Consider the following 14,756-nt stretch of genomic DNA (forward strand, 5'->3'; position numbering starts at 1 on the left):
TCCGACTTTTTTGGGAGTCTTTTTGCTGCCCACTCTGCCCGCCGCCAAAAACCCTAAACAGGCTCGGTGTCTGAGATTTACTTTTATTCCGATGAATCAAGATACTCTGAGCAGCTTCGTGCAGCTATTTACCCTAACTGATGCTGATGCCACCCAGCGCGTGAGCGAGCGGCTTACGCTGGCCCTGCGCGACCCAATCGCTTATCAGGAGCAAGACCTTTATGCTGATGAGCTGGAACAGCGTGATATCGTGACAGAACTGCCCGCGCAGGAATTGCGCGATATTGCCCTCATCGACGCACTATCGAGCGAAGGTTTAGCCTGGGAAAGCAGCATGCGGGAGCCATCCGAAATGCTGGTGGAAGGTCTTAACGAGGTATTGACTATTCAGAAGCGCACAGGGGTAAATGAGTCGGCATTCATCGGCCGCCGCAATACGGGGCCCGAAGTCCTCGATTATTTACAGGATGCGCTGGAAGCCCAAGGCCTGGCTTTGGTACTCTTCACGCTGGATAGCGACTCTTACCCGCTGAGCGTGGTGGCCGATGCACAAGCCGAGCAGGCCCGCCAACTGGCGAAGGAGCTGGGCTTCGGGGTGACGGTGTACTGAGGAACCACCACGCAATGCTGTTGGTAACGACCACTGGTGACTTTCACTCTTTGCGCGTTATCGTTTACCGAGCTCATTTGGGTCCATTCCATGCGCTATCTGCTGCTGCTTTTCACCGCTACCGTTCTGCTGGCAGCACTTTACCTGGCAGGGCTCTATGCGTTTACGCCGTACGCGACCATGCGGGCCGAGTTGGAGGCCGCTAATCAGCAGGGTTGGGCAGCCATTGCTCCGCTCGCCTTGCCCCGATTGGCGCATACGGCGACACGCTACGCGGTATTGCGGGGCACTATCGGTTTGGCGCTGGTCGGGGCGATAGGGGGCCTGGTGGCGCTGGGCAGACAGCGTATCCGACGGGAGGCTCGGTACCTCGGACGGGACATTAGGCTGGTGGCCTTAGCGTTGAATTGTTTTTGGCACCGCCTGGGCCGGGGTGAGCAATGGACTGCCGGGATAGTCCTGCTGCTCATACTGGGGGTACGCTGCTGGTTTCAGACGCACAGCGCGTTCAACCCCGATGAGGCCGTGAGCTGCGACTATTTCGTGTGGCCGGGTGCACGCGTGACGGCCAGTTTTTACACGCTGCCAAACAATCACATTCTGTATAACCTGATTGGCGGCACCCTACTACGGCTGGCCCCAGCCAATGCCAATCCGGAATTGCTGCTGCGGCTGCCTTCGCTGCTGCTCGGCTTCGTGGGCATGGGGATAGCCTATGCGATGCTGGCACGCCTCATCTCGTTTCGGGTCGCTACTTTTTCACTGGGCTTTATGGAGCTGGCTCCGGAGACGATAGTGTACAGCATTGGCGCCCGCGGCTACGGTCTGCAGATGGCCTGCGTATACGCCCTGTTTCTGGCGGTGCTGGTGCTGCGGCGGGGTCCGGCCCTGCACCGGCTGGCCTGGACGGTGGCAGTAGCCGCGAGCGTAGCGGGATTTTACCTCATTCCCACCTTCATTTACCCCTTTCTTGGGCTGGGTTTCGGCCTGCTGGCGGGGGTGGTCGGCCAGCCCCACGGGAAGCGGCGGGCGGCGCATGGGCTGGTGGGCGGCGGCGCAATCCTGCTCGTGACCGGACTTTTATACCTGCCCGTCGGCTTGCTTTCGGGCTGGTCGGCCCTGCTCGCGAACCCCTACGTGGAGCGGCTGACGGCCACTCACTTCTGGACGTATTTCGGGCCGTATTACCTCTGGGGCACGGTGGGAGTGCTACTCGGCAGCCAACTGGTGATGGTACCAGCCTTGTTATTGCTCATCAGCGGCGGCTTGTGGCTGATTCGCCGCTGGGCCCCGGCCGCCTGGTGGCCCGTAGCCGCCCTGGCCTGGACGACGACCCTAACCCCGTTGCCCCTGATGATACTCCAACAGGTGTTTGCCCCACCGCGCACGCTGCACTACGTCGTCTTTTTTGTGCTGCTGCTGGCCATACTGCTTTTTGAAGCAGCAGTGCGCCATGTGCGCCTCACCGGGCGGCTGGCCTGGCTAGGGCTGGGACTGTTACTGACAGCCTACGCCGGCTACCGCGTGCCCCGCCAAGCCGATACGCTGGTGGTTGACCGGGCGTTCCGAAATCAAGCCCTGCACGTTGACCACTGGTTGCGGGCGCAGCGCCCCCGCCGGATACTTACCGGGTTAAACGGCTACAATCTGTACCTCCGGCATCTGGCCATTGTTCGTCGGCAACCGCTACTGCCGGTGCGGCTAGTGGGTGAAAACCCGGCCACCTTCCCTTCCGACTACTTCATGCTGATGCGTGGCCGCACCCTCCCGGCCTGGGTGCGCCCCTCTGCCGTCCTGGCTTACGAATACGACCAACTACTTATCTACAGCCCGGCTACTTTCGCTGACAAACAAGGCCTAAAGACGGCACCTGGGCAGTAGATGAGCAGGGGTAAAAGCACGGACTTGAAACCCTCTATTGCCTTTGGCGCACGGCTTCGAAGGTGAGCACGGCCGTGGCCACGCTCACGTTGAGCGAGTCGATGCGGCCCATCATGGGGATGATGACGGTTTCGTCGCAGGCTTCGCGCATTTGGGGACTCAGGCCATCGGCCTCGGTGCCCATTACCAGGGCGGTGGGGCCGCGGAAGTCATATTCGGTGTAGGGCCGAGCTTCGGGGGCAAGAGCGGCGGCGTAGGTACGAATACCTTTTTCCTTCAGAAAATCCAGGATATCGGCCACCGGCGCGGCTACCGTGGGCACCGTGAATACGCAGCCGATGCTGGCCCGAATAACATTGGGGTTGAACAAATCAGTGCGCGGGTCGCCGATGAGCACGGCATCGACGGGGGCGGCGTCGGCGGTGCGGAGGATGGCCCCGAGGTTGCCGGGCTTCTCCACGGCTTCGAGCACGATGATGAGCGGGTTCAGTGGCAGGCGCAGGTCAGCCAGGGTGCGGGCGGGGGTACGCAGCACGGCCAGCAGGCCATCGGAGCCTTCGCGGTAAGCCGCTTTTTCGAAGACGGGGCGGGTGACCTCGAACCACTCCGGCGCATTGGGGCGGCCGGCAAAGAGGGCAGTTAAATCGGCCAGACCCGTTTCGCCGGCCAGCTCGGGGCAGGTGTAGAGAGTGGCCACGGCCACGCCGGCTTCCACGGCGATGGTGAGCTCGCGCAGGCCCTCGACCAAGGTGAGGCCTAGGGCACGGCGCTCGGCGGACTTTTGCTGGAGGCGCAGCAGCTGCTTGATGCGCGGATTTTGGGGGCTACTGAGACGGTCGGAGGGGGCAAATAGCATGGCTGCGAAGATACGGGCGGCAGGCTGGGCCCCAACCCTGGCCCGGCCGCGGGCGTAGGGCGGGCCATTACCTTCGCAACCAATGACCTTAAAAACCGACACTAAAATTATTCTGGGCTTCGCGCTGGCTGTGGGCATCCTGCTGCTCACCGCGGCAGCCTCGTTCTGGAGCATTCGCGGCCTGAGCGTGCAAACCGCCAAAGTGGAGCACACCTACCAGGTGCTGCAGGAAGTAGAATCGGTGACGGCCGTGCTAAAGGATGCCCAGGCCGGCACCCGCGGCTACCTGCTCACGGGCGACACCGTGTACCTGCGGCCCTACAGCATGGCCACGAACCAACTGCCCGCTAGCTTGGCCCGCCTCCAGGCCCTGACCAGCGACAACTCCAGCCAACAGGCCCGGCTCGACTCGTTGCGCATGCTGGTGGAGCAGGAGTTTCGCATTCTGCGCCCCCTCACGGAAATCCAGAAGTCCATGAGCCAGTCGGCCATGCAAACCCTGCTCGATACTGACCGCCAAACGCTGCGGCAGGTACGCATCCTCTACAACCGCACCAAGGAAAGCGAAATGGCCCTGCTGGCCCAGCGCAGTGCCCTGCAGGACGTATTTGAGAAGGCTACGCCCATCGTGGTGCTGGTATCGGCCGTGCTGGCCGTGCTGATTACGGTGTGGCTGGTTATGAAAATCATGCAGGAGCTGGCCGACAACCGCCGCCTGCAAAACGAGCTGGCCGATATCAACGCCGAGGTTAGCCGACGCATTACCCAAATTCGGGACCTAGCCGAGCAGGTGGTGCAGGGCGACTACACCGTGAAAATCGCAGACGCGGCCCAGGATAACCTGGGAGGCCTGGCCATCTCGCTCAACCGCATGACCCAGACCCTAGACGCCAGCTTCAGCGCCCTCGAAAAGCGCAACAAAGAGCTTGACCAGTTTGCCTACGTGGCCTCGCACGACCTCAAAGCGCCCCTGCGCGGCGTGACCACCATTGTGAAATGGATTGAGGACGAGCTGGCGGCCGAGCTATCGCCCCAGATGCACACCTACCTCGACCAGATGAAAGGCCGCCTGAGCCGCCTCGAAGACCTCATCAACGGCTTGCTGGCCTATGCCCGGGTGGGCCGCACCGCCCAATCGTCTGAAAACGTAAATATTAATCAGTTGGTGGAGGAGATAGCCGACCTAGTGGTGCCGCCCGATTTTACGCTACGCGTGGGCCCAGGCATGCCCACCTTCGTTACCGACCGGCTGGGCTTGCAGCAGGTGTTCACCAACCTGCTCAGCAATGCTGTGAAGTACCACCACCGGGGCGCGGGCCAGTTGGAGATAACCTGCCAGGAAGTAGGCCAGCACTACGAGTTTCGGGTGCAGGACGACGGCCCCGGCATTGCCCCGGAATACCACCAGAAAATTTTTCTGCTGTTCCAAACCCTGCGTGACCGGAACACGGCCGAAAGCACCGGCATTGGCCTGAGCATCGTGCAAAAAATCATTAACGAGCACCATGGCACAATTCGTGTTGACTCGGCCCAGGGCCAAGGCGCGGGCTTTATATTTACTTGGCCAAAATAAATCCATCCGTTGGCAACCAATCTGACGGATGGCAGCTCTTTCCCCGGACAGTTTTTCACCTACGTGGCGGGCCCTCACCGGCCCCGCTCCTATTCCACTTATTCTATGCGTTCTGTTTTACTGGTCGAAGACGATATTTTTGATACGATGACGACGGAGAAATCCTTTGCCAAATTCAGTATCCCCCATCAGCTGCACACGGCCTTCAACGGCGAAGAAGCCCTCGACTTGCTGCTGGGCCGCAACGGCGCCGATGCCCTGCGCCCCCTGCCCGAGGTTATCCTGCTCGACCTGAACATGCCCCGCATGAACGGCATTGAATTCCTGACCGAGCTGCGCGCCAGTGCGGAGTTTGCGGATATTCCGGTGTTTATCACCACCACGTCTAGCATGGATGTGGACCGGCTGGCTACCGATAGCCTGGGCGTGAGCGGCTACATTCTCAAGCCGCTGGATTTCGAAACCGGCGACCTTTCCGACAGCCTGAGCCTGCTCGAAAAGCTGTTGCGCTAACAAGGGCCGCCACCGGCAGGCCACTGGCCAGGGTTCCGGGGTCGGTTCACGCAAAGCTCACCCGGTGATGACGGAATTTACACCCGCTGATTTTCGTTTTTCCGTTGTGCTTCCTCCGGCCCGCCTGAATAGGTCGACCCAACAACGGGTTGGTGCATTTGCCGGAGCTTGGGTACCTTGCTCCGCACAGGTCTTTCCTACCATCGCTATCATGAAACATACCGTCCTTTTACCAACGATTTTTGCCGTGCTGCTCGGCGGACAAGCCGCGTGGGCGCAGGACGATGGCCCCCGCCAACTCGGCGCGCCGCCTACCCTGCCGCCCCCGCCGCGCCCCCGCGCCGCCCCCGCGCCGCGCCAGCTGGATACCGTGCCTGTAGCCCCGCGCGACAGCACCCGCCGCGCCGCCGTGACTGCGCCGCAGCCAGGCCCCATGACTTCCCCAGCCCCGGTTTACGCGCCTACCCCAGCCGGCCAGTTGCCCGGCAATAATTCGCGCCCCACCCGCTTTCAGGTGGGCCTGAAAAACGGGTTGCTCTACAACGCGTCCGATGTGGAGATGAAAACGCCGCTCTTTGGCCGCTCCTACCTGCTGCTTGATGGGCAGCGCAAGTTTGAGATGGCCGAGGTCGGGTTTTACGAGGACGAATCGGGCCACTACGTGCGCACCACGCTACCCGGGTCCAGCCGCGAGAGCACCCTGCGGCGCGACAAAACCGGGCGCATCAGCCTGTATTCCATCACCAGTTCGCAATACAACTCTACGCCGGGCGGCATGGGCATGGGCATGGGCGGGTTTGGCTACGGCGGCATGGGCGGATTTGGCGGCATGGGCGGCTATCCATACGGGGGCTACCGCACCATTAAAACCGAATATTTTTCCAAAAATAACGGCCCCATTCAAAATCTCAGTACCCAGAACCTGATGCTGGCTACCAGCGACAATGCCGGTGCCCAACAGCTGCTGTTGGAGTCGCGGCGCTACCAGCAGGCCACCGTGGCCAGCTACGTGGTGGGTGGCGGCCTGATGGTGGCGGGCCTGCTGCAATCGTTGCGCCCCAATGAAAACGGCGCCAGAATATCGCCGCTGATGTACGCAGCTATTCCGGTGCTCATCGTGCCCATTGTGCTGCAAGGCAAACAGGCCAATAATCAGCGCCAAGCCATTTCGCTGTACAACGCGGCCCGGTAGACCCGGCGTTTCTTTCCGATTAATTGCGCGTCCACTGGCTGTCATCCTGCATCATTGCGGAATGGCAGCCAGTGTTTTTTTGCTGCTACTGACGACCAATGCACTTGCTGGCGGCAACCTCGGGTCCGGATTTGCGCGTAGGCAGCGGATGAAACCTGCCAGCCCCGTACCCACTGCTTCGGATATCGATTTCGCCACCCGGCAGGCCAAAGCATTATTGGTACACGAGCGGCTATGTACCGAGTACGGTGCCCCATTTCCTTTTTTCAGCACCAAAGACCCGTTGAGCGAGCTGGTGAGTGCCCTGCTTTCGCACCGCACCAAAAACGCCGACTCGCACCGCGCCTACCAGGAGCTGCGTGCCACGCTGCCCACCTGGGAGGCCGTGCGCGATGCGCCCACCGAGGCGGTGCAGCACGCCATCCGGGCCTGCACCTGGCCCGAGCAGAAAGCCCCGCGCATTCAGGCCGTGCTGCGCGAAATAAGTGAGCGTTGCGGCACCGATGCGCCCTGCGCCCTCGATTTCCTGGCCGAAATGCCCGTGCCTGAGGCCCGCGCCTGGCTGGAAAGCATCAGCGGTGTGGGACCCAAAACCAGCGCGGCTACGCTCCTGTTCAGCACGCTGCGCATCCCGGCCATGCCCGTGGACAGCCACCACCACCGCGTGGCCCAGCGCCTGGCCCTTATAGGCCCGAAGGTGGGTGAAGGACCGGCGCACAAGCTGCTGGAAGCTTTGCTGCCGCCCGGTTGGGACGCTCAGCAGGTGTACGACCACCACGAGGCTTTCATGTTTCATGGCCAGAAGTGCTGCTATTTCAGCTCGCCGGCCTGTGGCCGCTGCATAGTGCTCCACCAGTGTCCCTTCGGCCAGGCGCGGCTGGAGCGTAGCGCCTGACGTATTTTGCCCCGGCATGGCCATTCTACACCTCAAAGCCAAACCCGGCAGCCGTGCCAATCAGCTGCTCGTGAGTCCCGACGGTACCGTGACCGTGCGCCTGCACGCCCCCGCTCAGGACGGCAAAGCCAACGCCGCACTCCGCGCCTACCTGGCCGAAGTATTTGGCACCAGCAAAAGCCGCGTGGAGCTGCTAAGCGGCCAAACGGCCCCGTTCAAAAAACTCGCCCTGCTGGATATCAACGACGATGAGCTTGCGGCGGTGCTGGCCCGGCATCGGCTGGCCTGAGCCCGCATCGGGCCAGCCGATGGACCATAGCATTATTTTGCTATATTTATCGTAGTAAAACGCCACTACAACGTGGCTCCGCCCTTAGTACGTACTGGTTATGCTCCCCTCTTTCCGCGATTTGCGCTACCTGCTGGCTTATTCGCTACCGCTCACGGCGGCGGTGGGGTTGTGGTTGGGCGGACCCTGGACCTGGCTCACACTGCTCTACGCCTTCGGGCTGGTACCGCTTTTAGAATGGCTGCGCCCCCTCGCACCAACCGTGCCGGGCGTGGCCGCCGCCACCGAAACCAAGCGCCACGCCTTCTTCGATGGCTTGCTCTACGCCAACGTACCACTACAATACGGGCTCCTGATTTTCTTTCTTTTCTCGCTGAAAAACCGCGATTTCTCACCCGCCGAAACCATTGGGGCAGTGTTGAGCGTGGGCATCTGCTGCGGGGCGCTGGGCATTAATGTGGCGCACGAGCTGGGCCACCGCACCCGCGGCTGGGAGCAGCGCCTGGCCCAGGCGCTGCTGATAAGCACTTGGTATTCGCACTTTTTCATCGAGCACAATCGGGGCCACCACCGGCACGTAGCTACGCCCCTCGACCCCGTCACGGCCCGCTTGCACGAAAGCTTCTGGCACTTTCTGCCCCGCGCCGTACTGGGCGAGTACCGCTCGGCCTGGCGGCTGGAAGCCGAACGCCTGCGCCGCCAGGGCCAGTCGTGGGCTATGCCCGGCAACCAGATGCTGCAGTTTCAGGTGGTGCAGGGGCTGCTGGCGGGTGCGGTGGGAGCCGTATTTGGGGTGGCGGGCCTGCTGGCCTGGCTGGGCGCGGCAATGGTGGGTTACGTCCTGTTTCAATTGGTGAACTACGTGGAGCACTACGGCCTGCTGCGCCGCCAAACCAGCCCCGGCCACTACGAGCGGGTGCAGCCCCACCACTCCTGGAACTCGGAACACCCGCTGGGCCGCATTCTGCTCTACGAGCTCACGCGTCACTCCGACCACCATTACCAGACCGCCCGCCCCTACCATACCCTGCGCCACCAGCCCGCCAGCCCCCAAATGCCCACCGGCTACCCCGGCATGATGCTGCTGGCCACGGTGCCTCCCCTCTGGTTCCGGGTGATGAATGCGCGAGTGCCAGCGGCGGTCAATTAGCAGTTATCAACTGGCTCATTTCCCACGCTTCCAGCGGTAGTATTTCCGGTACCAAGTTGAGGTTTTCTTGAATAGGCTGCTCGCCGACTCATTCGGAAACATGTTCACTCGGAATACCTGCATGCGGTCGTCTTCCAGGTGCATGCCGCCGCTGTCGGTGGCCACGCCGAACGTGAAACCGGCGTTGCGCACAGCGGTTTTCACCGCGTTGTTGAGGTCGCCATACGGGTAGGCGAAGCTGACCAGCTCGGTTTGCAGGGCAGTTTCCAGCTCGGCTTTGCTGCGCTGAATTTCGGCGGCGGCTTCGGGCAGCGGCAGCGTGGTGAGCCTGGGATGACTCATGGTGTGCGCGCCGATTTCCCAGCCTGCGGCTACGAATGCGTGCTTTTGGGCCAGGTCCATGATGTCGGACCGCGGCTCGGCGGGGTCGAAATCAGCGTCCCATTTGTTGTAGCAAATACCCGCATCGCCGAGCAAATACAGCACGCCCCGGTAGCCGAACTGCTGCATCAGCGGCAGCAGATTGGTGTAATTGTCGGTGTAGCCGTCGTCGAAGGTGAGGATAATCGGGCGGCGCGGAAAATCAGCTAGTGGCAGTTTACCGCTGGCAAAATTCAGGTAATCGGCGAACGTAATGGGCGTCAATTTCTGCTTTTGAAAATACGCGAGGTGTCTGGCGAAATTTTCTTTCGTGACGTAAATCTGATGTTTGGTGGCCAGCGTCGCATCCGGGATTTTATGGTACATCAGCACCGGGATGAAGTTTGGCGAGGCTTTACGCATGCGCGCGGCCTGGTAGGTTTCCAGCACCCGCGCTGCCACCGTCTGCAGCGCGTAGTGAGCCCGCACCTGCTGCCGCAGGGCCGCCGTGACGGGCTGGGGAGCCTGTAGAAAAGCCCGGGCATCGGCCAGCAAAGTCGTAAAATCAACTTCCGACGGAGCCAGCACAGCCGAAATATCCCCGAAATTAGAAGCGGCGGCGGCTGCAAAAGTTGCTTCCGAAACCAGCCCGGCGTAGTTGGCTTCGCCCAGCGCCAGCACCGGCCGGCCGGCGCCCAGCGCTTCGATAGCCACGCGCCCCGCGCCGATGACCAAGCTGGTACGCACCAGCCAGGCGGGCACGTCAGTGGTAAAGCCCACGACTTCGACACGCGCGCCAAAGTCAGCTTGCAGCTGTGCCAAGGCCGTTTTGCCCGCAGCGGGCAAAGCTTCCAGCTCCCCGCCGACGAGTGCCAGCCGCAGCGGCGGAAACTCCTTCAGCAACACCGGAAACACGTGCTGCAGCAGCGCGGCTGCCCGTTCGCCTTTGCCCCCATTAAACCGCCCGATGAAGGAGATGCGCAGGTGTGAAGCTTCGCTCAGGTCCTGCTTGCTGGCGGCCGCATCCGGCAGAAAATTCACGCCGTTGGGAATCACCTCGATTCTGGCGGCGACCATTTTCACTTCGCCCACGAGGTGCTCGTGCAGGTTGGCACAAATGGTAATGACTTTTTCGCCGTAAACATCAAACAACGCAGTTGAGGTGTGCAGGTGCTGGCGGCCGTGTACGGTGCTGACCAAGGCCACGGGCAGGCCGCGCAACGCAAAGTAGCTCACCCAACTGGCCGCCCGCGAATGAGCGTGCACCACATCAATGTTCTCGCGCTGAACTACCTGGCGAATGAGCCGGCCATTGCGCAGCCGCTGCCGGTAGCTGCGGTCGCTGATGGGCGCTTTTATCTGGGTGGCCCTGGTGGGCAGCTGGTCGGAGTCGGACAGCAGCCAGACACTGTGGCCCTGGGCACGGTGCGCCTCAGCCAAGTGCACGGCATAGGCCACGGAGCCCGCAAAGAATTCAGCCGATAAAACGTGGAGAATGCGCATGCGGCAAAGGTATTGCCGGGCATGGGGTCGTCTGTCATCCTGAGCGCAGCGAAGGACCTTATCGCATCAGAATGTAATCATTTAGATGCGATAAGGTACTTCGCTGCGCTCAGGATGACACATGAAACACCGCTTCTACTTCCAGGCGCGGCCGGCCACGTTGTCCATGTACTTCTGCCCGTTGCCGGTATTCAGGAGCAGAATCTTCTCATCGGCGTGCAGCCAACCGGTGGCCAGGAGCTGGCGGGCGGCCGTCCACACGGCGCCGCCTTCGGGGGCCACGAACAGGCCTTCCTGATGGCCGAGGTCGCGCATGCCGTCCAGCATGCCTTCTTCGCTCACGCTCACCACCGTGCCGTTGGACTCGCGTAGCACGCGCAGCATCAGGGCCTCGCCCAGCGGGTGGGGCACGGCCAAGCCGTTGGCCAGGGTGGCGCGGCCCTGGTAGGCGTGGCAGTTGGGCTGGTGGCCGAGGTAGGTTTCGAGGAGGGGGCAGCAATTTTCGGCCTGCACGGCCACCATGCGCGGCAATTTCACATTGGGCGCGAGCCAGCCCAGGGCTTTCATTTCCTGAAAGGCTTTCCAGATGCCGATGAGGCCCGTGCCGCCGCCGGCGGGGTACAGCAGCACATCAGGCAGCTGCCAGTTCAGCTGTTCGGCAATTTCGTAGCCCATGGTTTTCTTGCCTTCGAGGCGGTAGGGCTCCTTGAGGGTCGAAATGTCGAGCAGGGCCCCGTCGGCGTTGCGCTGGCGAACGCGGGCCCCGCAGTCGCTGATAAGGCCGTCGACGAGCTCGACTTCGGCCCCGTACCATTGGCATTCTTCCTGAAAAGCCTGCGGCGTGTGCCGAGGCATCACCACCACGGCTTTGAGGCCGGCGCGGGCACAGTAGGCGGCCATGGCCACGCCCGCATTGCCAGCCGTGGGAATGATGCAGCCATCGACGCCCAGCTCTTTGGCTTTGGAAACGGCCATGCTAAGACCGCGCGCTTTAAACGAACCGGTGGGATTTTGGCCTTCGTCCTTCAGCAGAAGGGAGGACAGTTCATGGCGCGCGGCCAGGCGCGGCAAGCGCAGCAGCGGGGTCAGGCCTTCGCCCAGGGTTACCTTGTTTTCGTCGTGCAGCAGCGGCAGCAGCGCGCCGTAGCGCCACATCGACGTATCGGCCTGGTCGATAACCGCGCGGCTGAGCGGCTCGCGCAGGTCGTAATCGGCTACCAGCGGCAGGCTGCAGCAGGCCGAAACGCGCTGCAAGTCGTAGGCGGAGTATTCGGTGCCGCAGGACGAGCAATGCAGGGCGGCCAGTCGGGAAAGGGAATCGGAGGCGACTAGTTTCATGGGGCAAAGTACGGAATGTACCGACCCAAGGCATGCCCATTTGGGATGGGTATTTGGAATAGACTATGCCTTTGCGGAATAATAGCGGCGTGTAAATTGCAGGAAATCCTTGTAGGGCGCGTTATTCTCGGTGCCCTTGCGCTGGATAAAGTTAAATTCGCGCTGGAGCGGAAAGTTGTTGATTTTCACTTCGACCAACTCGCCTGAAGCCAGCTCTTTTACCACCGCCTGCCGAGGCAAAAAGGCCAGGCAAGTATCAACCCGCACGAAGTTTTTCAGGGCCTCGGTGCCGCCCAGCCGCACCCGCACGGGCAGGGCGGCCAGCTTGATGCGGTGCTGCGCCAACGCTTCTTCGAGCACGGCCAGGGTGCCGGAGCCGTCTTCGCGCAGGGCCAGCGGCGTGGTGAGCAGGTCGTGGACTTCGAGGGTACGGTGCTCAAGTGGGTTATGGGCGGCGCACACGGCCACCACATCATCGGTGAGCAGGGGCGTGTAGGTCACGTTGCTCACTTTGTGGATGCCTTCGATGATGCCCAGCTCGATTTCGTGGTCGAGCAGGGCGCGTAGGATGTTGTCGGAGTTGCGGTTTTTGAGGCTGAGCTGGCGGTTGGGGTGCAGGCGCAGATAGGCCGATACCACCGGTGGCAGCACGTAGAGCGAAATAGTGGTGCTGGCCCCAATCACGAGGTGCATGATGGGCGTGAACTCCGGGCTCAACTCGCTCATCTCCTGGTGCAACTCCTGCTGCAGCTGCTTGGCCTGCAATATCTTATGATAAAGCTTCAGGCCCGCCGGCGTGAGCTGAATGCTGCTCCCGAGGCGCTCAAATAACCCGGTCTTGTAACGTTCTTCCAAGGCTTTCACCTGCTTGCTCACCGCCGACTGGCTGATGAACAGCGCCTGGCTGGCCTTGGTGAAACTCAGGCGCTGAGCCACTTCCAGAAAGACTTCGTGCGGATGAGAAAGCATGCGTAAAGATGCACCCGGCAAGCCCATGGTACCGCTACGGCCCCGCGACGCGGCCTTTGGCAACCGCTGCTTTCCCGGCGGGGGCAAAGCCGGGACTGCGCCCAGACCGACGTCCGGGCGCTTCGACCGGCGCGGGGCCGAATAGCTGCTGGTGCAGCACCTTTTGCGCTTTCACCCAACTCGGTTTACTGCCCTTCGACCTCGACTAACTCCACCGGGACGCGGCTGCTCACGGCTTCGGAACGCGGAATTTCTACCGTGAAAGTGCTGCCTTCGTCCTCGACGCTGTTAACGGAAATAGTGCCGTGATGCCACTCCACAATGGTTTTACACAGCGCCAGGCCCAAGCCAGTGGTGGCTTCGCCGCGCAGCCCCGGCCGCCGGGCCTTGGTGAAACGCTCGAACAGATGCGGCTGCATGGCCAGCGGAATGCCCACGCCATCGTCGACGACGTGAATGCGCACGCAGCCCGGACCCGGCTCGATGTGCACGGCTACTTTGCCTTCGTCGGGCGTAAATTTGAAGGCATTACTGACCAGGTTGATAAGGACTTGGGTGAATTTATTGACGTCGAGGTTGGCGTATATCGGCTCGGCGGGCAGCGAGTAGGTGAAGCGATTACCCAGTAGCCGCTGCCCGGTCTGGAGCTGGTCGAGCGGCACGCGCAGGATGGCCCCGACATCGACCCGGTTCACCTTGAGGTCGGTATTGGCCGAAGTGAGAAATTCGAGGTTAATCAGCTCCCGAATCATCTTCACGCTATCGCGGCTCGTCGTTTCGAGCACAGTCAGCAACTCGGGAATGCGGCTTTCGGCCGGGGCCACCACCTCTTCGTGCAGGAACTCGGCGATTTGCTGCACCATGATGAAGGAGCTGCTGAGGTCGTGCGAGAGAATTTCCAGCGTGGCGTTTTTGCGGCTGTTGAACAGGTCGGCGTTTCCCTGGTACCGCTTCATCACGCTGATATCGCGCAGGGTGCCGCCCAGCAAAACGCGGCCTTCGGCGTCCTGCTGGTAATAGGGAGAAAAGCAGAACCATTGGTTGGGCTGGCCGGGGTGTTGCAGGCGCACTTCCACTTCGTTGGTCATCAGGCCCTGCACCCACTTCTCCCAATAGTGCGCGAGGTACACCAAGTCGTCGGGATGAAGCCGCTGAAGCAGGGCGGGCAAGTCCTCATTCACCTGGCTCCGGGTACCGTACAGCACCCGCTCGTAGGCGGCGTTCACGAACACGACGCGGCGGACCGTGGGGTCATACACGAACTGGACGTGGGGGTCGGCTTTCGCCTGGTTCAAGAAGAAATCGGCAAAATCAGCCATTGAAGATTTTTGACTTACAGATTGTTGACTTACAGAACGGTGCGGACAATTATAACCGTTGGTTTACGTCATACGGCTGCAGCGGAATTGTGGGCATTTGGCTCGGGGTCCTATCTCTCAACTGAGGGCCAAGACCAGATGTACTCATAACGAAGTGGAATGCGAGAATCGGTGGGTGATGTAAAGACGCGACCCTTGGCGTCTCGACACCGGTCTCGCGTGCCACTTCGTGACGAGTCTAATCAAACCAATACCGCCTCGGCGCGGCTCACGCAAGTAGGGGTGCGGCCCTGCTTGCGTGGGCAAAA

At 61.5% G+C, this 14,756-nt stretch carries 14 protein-coding genes; 9 read left to right on the plus strand and 5 right to left on the minus strand.

Annotated elements, in window-relative coordinates:
• Nucleotides 1-91: 91 nt before the first annotated feature.
• Complete coding sequence (locus tag IEW17_RS12665; protein WP_188562416.1) at nucleotides 92-610, plus strand: DUF6630 family protein; 519 nt, start codon at nucleotides 92-94, stop codon at nucleotides 608-610.
• A 90-nt stretch (nucleotides 611-700) separates the two neighbouring features.
• On the plus strand, nucleotides 701-2,491 hold the full coding sequence (locus IEW17_RS12670) for a hypothetical protein (RefSeq protein ID WP_188562417.1): 1,791 nt from the start codon (nucleotides 701-703) through the stop codon (nucleotides 2,489-2,491).
• Between the two features lie 34 nt (nucleotides 2,492-2,525).
• Here IEW17_RS12670 and IEW17_RS12675 read toward each other — a convergent pair whose 3' ends face one another.
• Nucleotides 2,526-3,347, minus strand: a complete 822-nt coding sequence (locus IEW17_RS12675) for a TrmH family RNA methyltransferase (RefSeq protein WP_188562418.1) — start codon at nucleotides 3,345-3,347, stop codon at nucleotides 2,526-2,528.
• 82 nt (nucleotides 3,348-3,429) lie between these two features.
• Here IEW17_RS12675 and IEW17_RS12680 point away from each other — a divergent pair, with 82 nt between their 5' ends.
• From IEW17_RS12680 to IEW17_RS12705, 6 genes are all read left to right on the plus strand, one after another.
• A complete protein-coding gene (locus tag IEW17_RS12680; protein WP_188562419.1) occupies nucleotides 3,430-4,920 on the plus strand; it encodes a sensor histidine kinase in 1,491 nt (496 codons plus the stop codon).
• A 105-nt stretch (nucleotides 4,921-5,025) separates the two neighbouring features.
• Nucleotides 5,026-5,433, plus strand: coding sequence for a response regulator (locus IEW17_RS12685; protein ID WP_188562420.1), 408 nt, complete (start codon nucleotides 5,026-5,028; stop codon nucleotides 5,431-5,433).
• Nucleotides 5,434-5,644: 211 nt separating this feature from the next.
• Nucleotides 5,645-6,625 carry a hypothetical protein gene (locus IEW17_RS12690; protein WP_188562421.1) on the plus strand — a complete coding sequence of 327 codons (981 nt, stop codon included), beginning with the start codon at nucleotides 5,645-5,647 and terminating at the stop codon, nucleotides 6,623-6,625.
• A gap of 148 nt (nucleotides 6,626-6,773) precedes the next feature.
• Nucleotides 6,774-7,520, plus strand: a complete 747-nt coding sequence (locus IEW17_RS12695) for an endonuclease III domain-containing protein (RefSeq protein ID WP_188562422.1) — start codon at nucleotides 6,774-6,776, stop codon at nucleotides 7,518-7,520.
• Between the two features lie 16 nt (nucleotides 7,521-7,536).
• Nucleotides 7,537-7,809: a DUF167 domain-containing protein gene (locus IEW17_RS12700; protein WP_188562423.1), complete on the plus strand. Its 273-nt coding sequence runs from the start codon at nucleotides 7,537-7,539 to the stop codon at nucleotides 7,807-7,809.
• 100 nt (nucleotides 7,810-7,909) lie between these two features.
• The gene (locus IEW17_RS12705; RefSeq protein WP_188562424.1) at nucleotides 7,910-8,959 is read left to right on the plus strand and encodes an alkane 1-monooxygenase; all 1,050 of its coding nucleotides are present in this window, start codon (nucleotides 7,910-7,912) and stop codon (nucleotides 8,957-8,959) included.
• 15 nt (nucleotides 8,960-8,974) lie between these two features.
• Here IEW17_RS12705 and IEW17_RS12710 read toward each other — a convergent pair whose 3' ends face one another.
• The 3 genes from IEW17_RS12710 to IEW17_RS12720 all read right to left on the minus strand — a co-directional run bounded on the left by IEW17_RS12710 (nucleotide 8,975) and on the right by IEW17_RS12720 (nucleotide 13,129).
• Entirely contained in the window at nucleotides 8,975-10,822 is a 1,848-nt protein-coding gene (locus IEW17_RS12710) for a polysaccharide deacetylase family protein (protein ID WP_188562425.1), read from the minus strand.
• Between the two features lie 135 nt (nucleotides 10,823-10,957).
• A complete protein-coding gene (locus tag IEW17_RS12715) occupies nucleotides 10,958-12,160 on the minus strand; it encodes a threonine synthase (RefSeq protein WP_188562426.1) in 1,203 nt (400 codons plus the stop codon).
• Nucleotides 12,161-12,223: 63 nt separating this feature from the next.
• Nucleotides 12,224-13,129 carry a LysR family transcriptional regulator gene (locus IEW17_RS12720; protein ID WP_188562427.1) on the minus strand — a complete coding sequence of 302 codons (906 nt, stop codon included), beginning with the start codon at nucleotides 13,127-13,129 and terminating at the stop codon, nucleotides 12,224-12,226.
• On the opposite strand from IEW17_RS12720, the gene IEW17_RS20945 reads away from it, so the two are divergent.
• Complete coding sequence (locus IEW17_RS20945; protein ID WP_229748983.1) at nucleotides 13,128-13,274, plus strand: hypothetical protein; 147 nt, start codon at nucleotides 13,128-13,130, stop codon at nucleotides 13,272-13,274. The genes IEW17_RS12720 and IEW17_RS20945 overlap by 2 nt on opposite strands.
• Before the next feature lie 40 nt (nucleotides 13,275-13,314).
• Here IEW17_RS20945 and IEW17_RS12725 read toward each other — a convergent pair whose 3' ends face one another.
• Nucleotides 13,315-14,448: a sensor histidine kinase gene (locus IEW17_RS12725; protein ID WP_188562428.1), complete on the minus strand. Its 1,134-nt coding sequence runs from the start codon at nucleotides 14,446-14,448 to the stop codon at nucleotides 13,315-13,317.
• Nucleotides 14,449-14,756: the final 308 nt, after the last annotated feature.

This window comes from Hymenobacter frigidus (assembly GCF_014640435.1).
Lineage (GTDB): Bacteria > Bacteroidota > Bacteroidia > Cytophagales > Hymenobacteraceae > Hymenobacter > Hymenobacter frigidus.

What these genes read in the sequence shown, in the direction of transcription:
- IEW17_RS12665 (WP_188562416.1), top strand. Translation starts at nt 92, where the DNA reads ATGAATCAAGATACTCTGAGCAGCTTCGTGCAGCTATTTACCCTAACT.
- IEW17_RS12670 (WP_188562417.1), top strand. Translation starts at nt 701, where the DNA reads ATGCGCTATCTGCTGCTGCTTTTCACCGCTACCGTTCTGCTGGCAGCA.
- IEW17_RS12675 (WP_188562418.1), bottom strand. Translation starts at nt 3,347, where the DNA reads ATGCTATTTGCCCCCTCCGACCGTCTCAGTAGCCCCCAAAATCCGCGC.
- IEW17_RS12680 (WP_188562419.1), top strand. Translation starts at nt 3,430, where the DNA reads ATGACCTTAAAAACCGACACTAAAATTATTCTGGGCTTCGCGCTGGCT.
- IEW17_RS12685 (WP_188562420.1), top strand. Translation starts at nt 5,026, where the DNA reads ATGCGTTCTGTTTTACTGGTCGAAGACGATATTTTTGATACGATGACG.
- IEW17_RS12690 (WP_188562421.1), top strand. Translation starts at nt 5,645, where the DNA reads ATGAAACATACCGTCCTTTTACCAACGATTTTTGCCGTGCTGCTCGGC.
- IEW17_RS12695 (WP_188562422.1), top strand. Translation starts at nt 6,774, where the DNA reads ATGAAACCTGCCAGCCCCGTACCCACTGCTTCGGATATCGATTTCGCC.
- IEW17_RS12700 (WP_188562423.1), top strand. Translation starts at nt 7,537, where the DNA reads ATGGCCATTCTACACCTCAAAGCCAAACCCGGCAGCCGTGCCAATCAG.
- IEW17_RS12705 (WP_188562424.1), top strand. Translation starts at nt 7,910, where the DNA reads ATGCTCCCCTCTTTCCGCGATTTGCGCTACCTGCTGGCTTATTCGCTA.
- IEW17_RS12710 (WP_188562425.1), bottom strand. Translation starts at nt 10,822, where the DNA reads ATGCGCATTCTCCACGTTTTATCGGCTGAATTCTTTGCGGGCTCCGTG.
- IEW17_RS12715 (WP_188562426.1), bottom strand. Translation starts at nt 12,160, where the DNA reads ATGAAACTAGTCGCCTCCGATTCCCTTTCCCGACTGGCCGCCCTGCAT.
- IEW17_RS20945 (WP_229748983.1), top strand. Translation starts at nt 13,128, where the DNA reads ATGCGTAAAGATGCACCCGGCAAGCCCATGGTACCGCTACGGCCCCGC.
- IEW17_RS12720 (WP_188562427.1), bottom strand. Translation starts at nt 13,129, where the DNA reads ATGCTTTCTCATCCGCACGAAGTCTTTCTGGAAGTGGCTCAGCGCCTG.
- IEW17_RS12725 (WP_188562428.1), bottom strand. Translation starts at nt 14,448, where the DNA reads ATGGCTGATTTTGCCGATTTCTTCTTGAACCAGGCGAAAGCCGACCCC.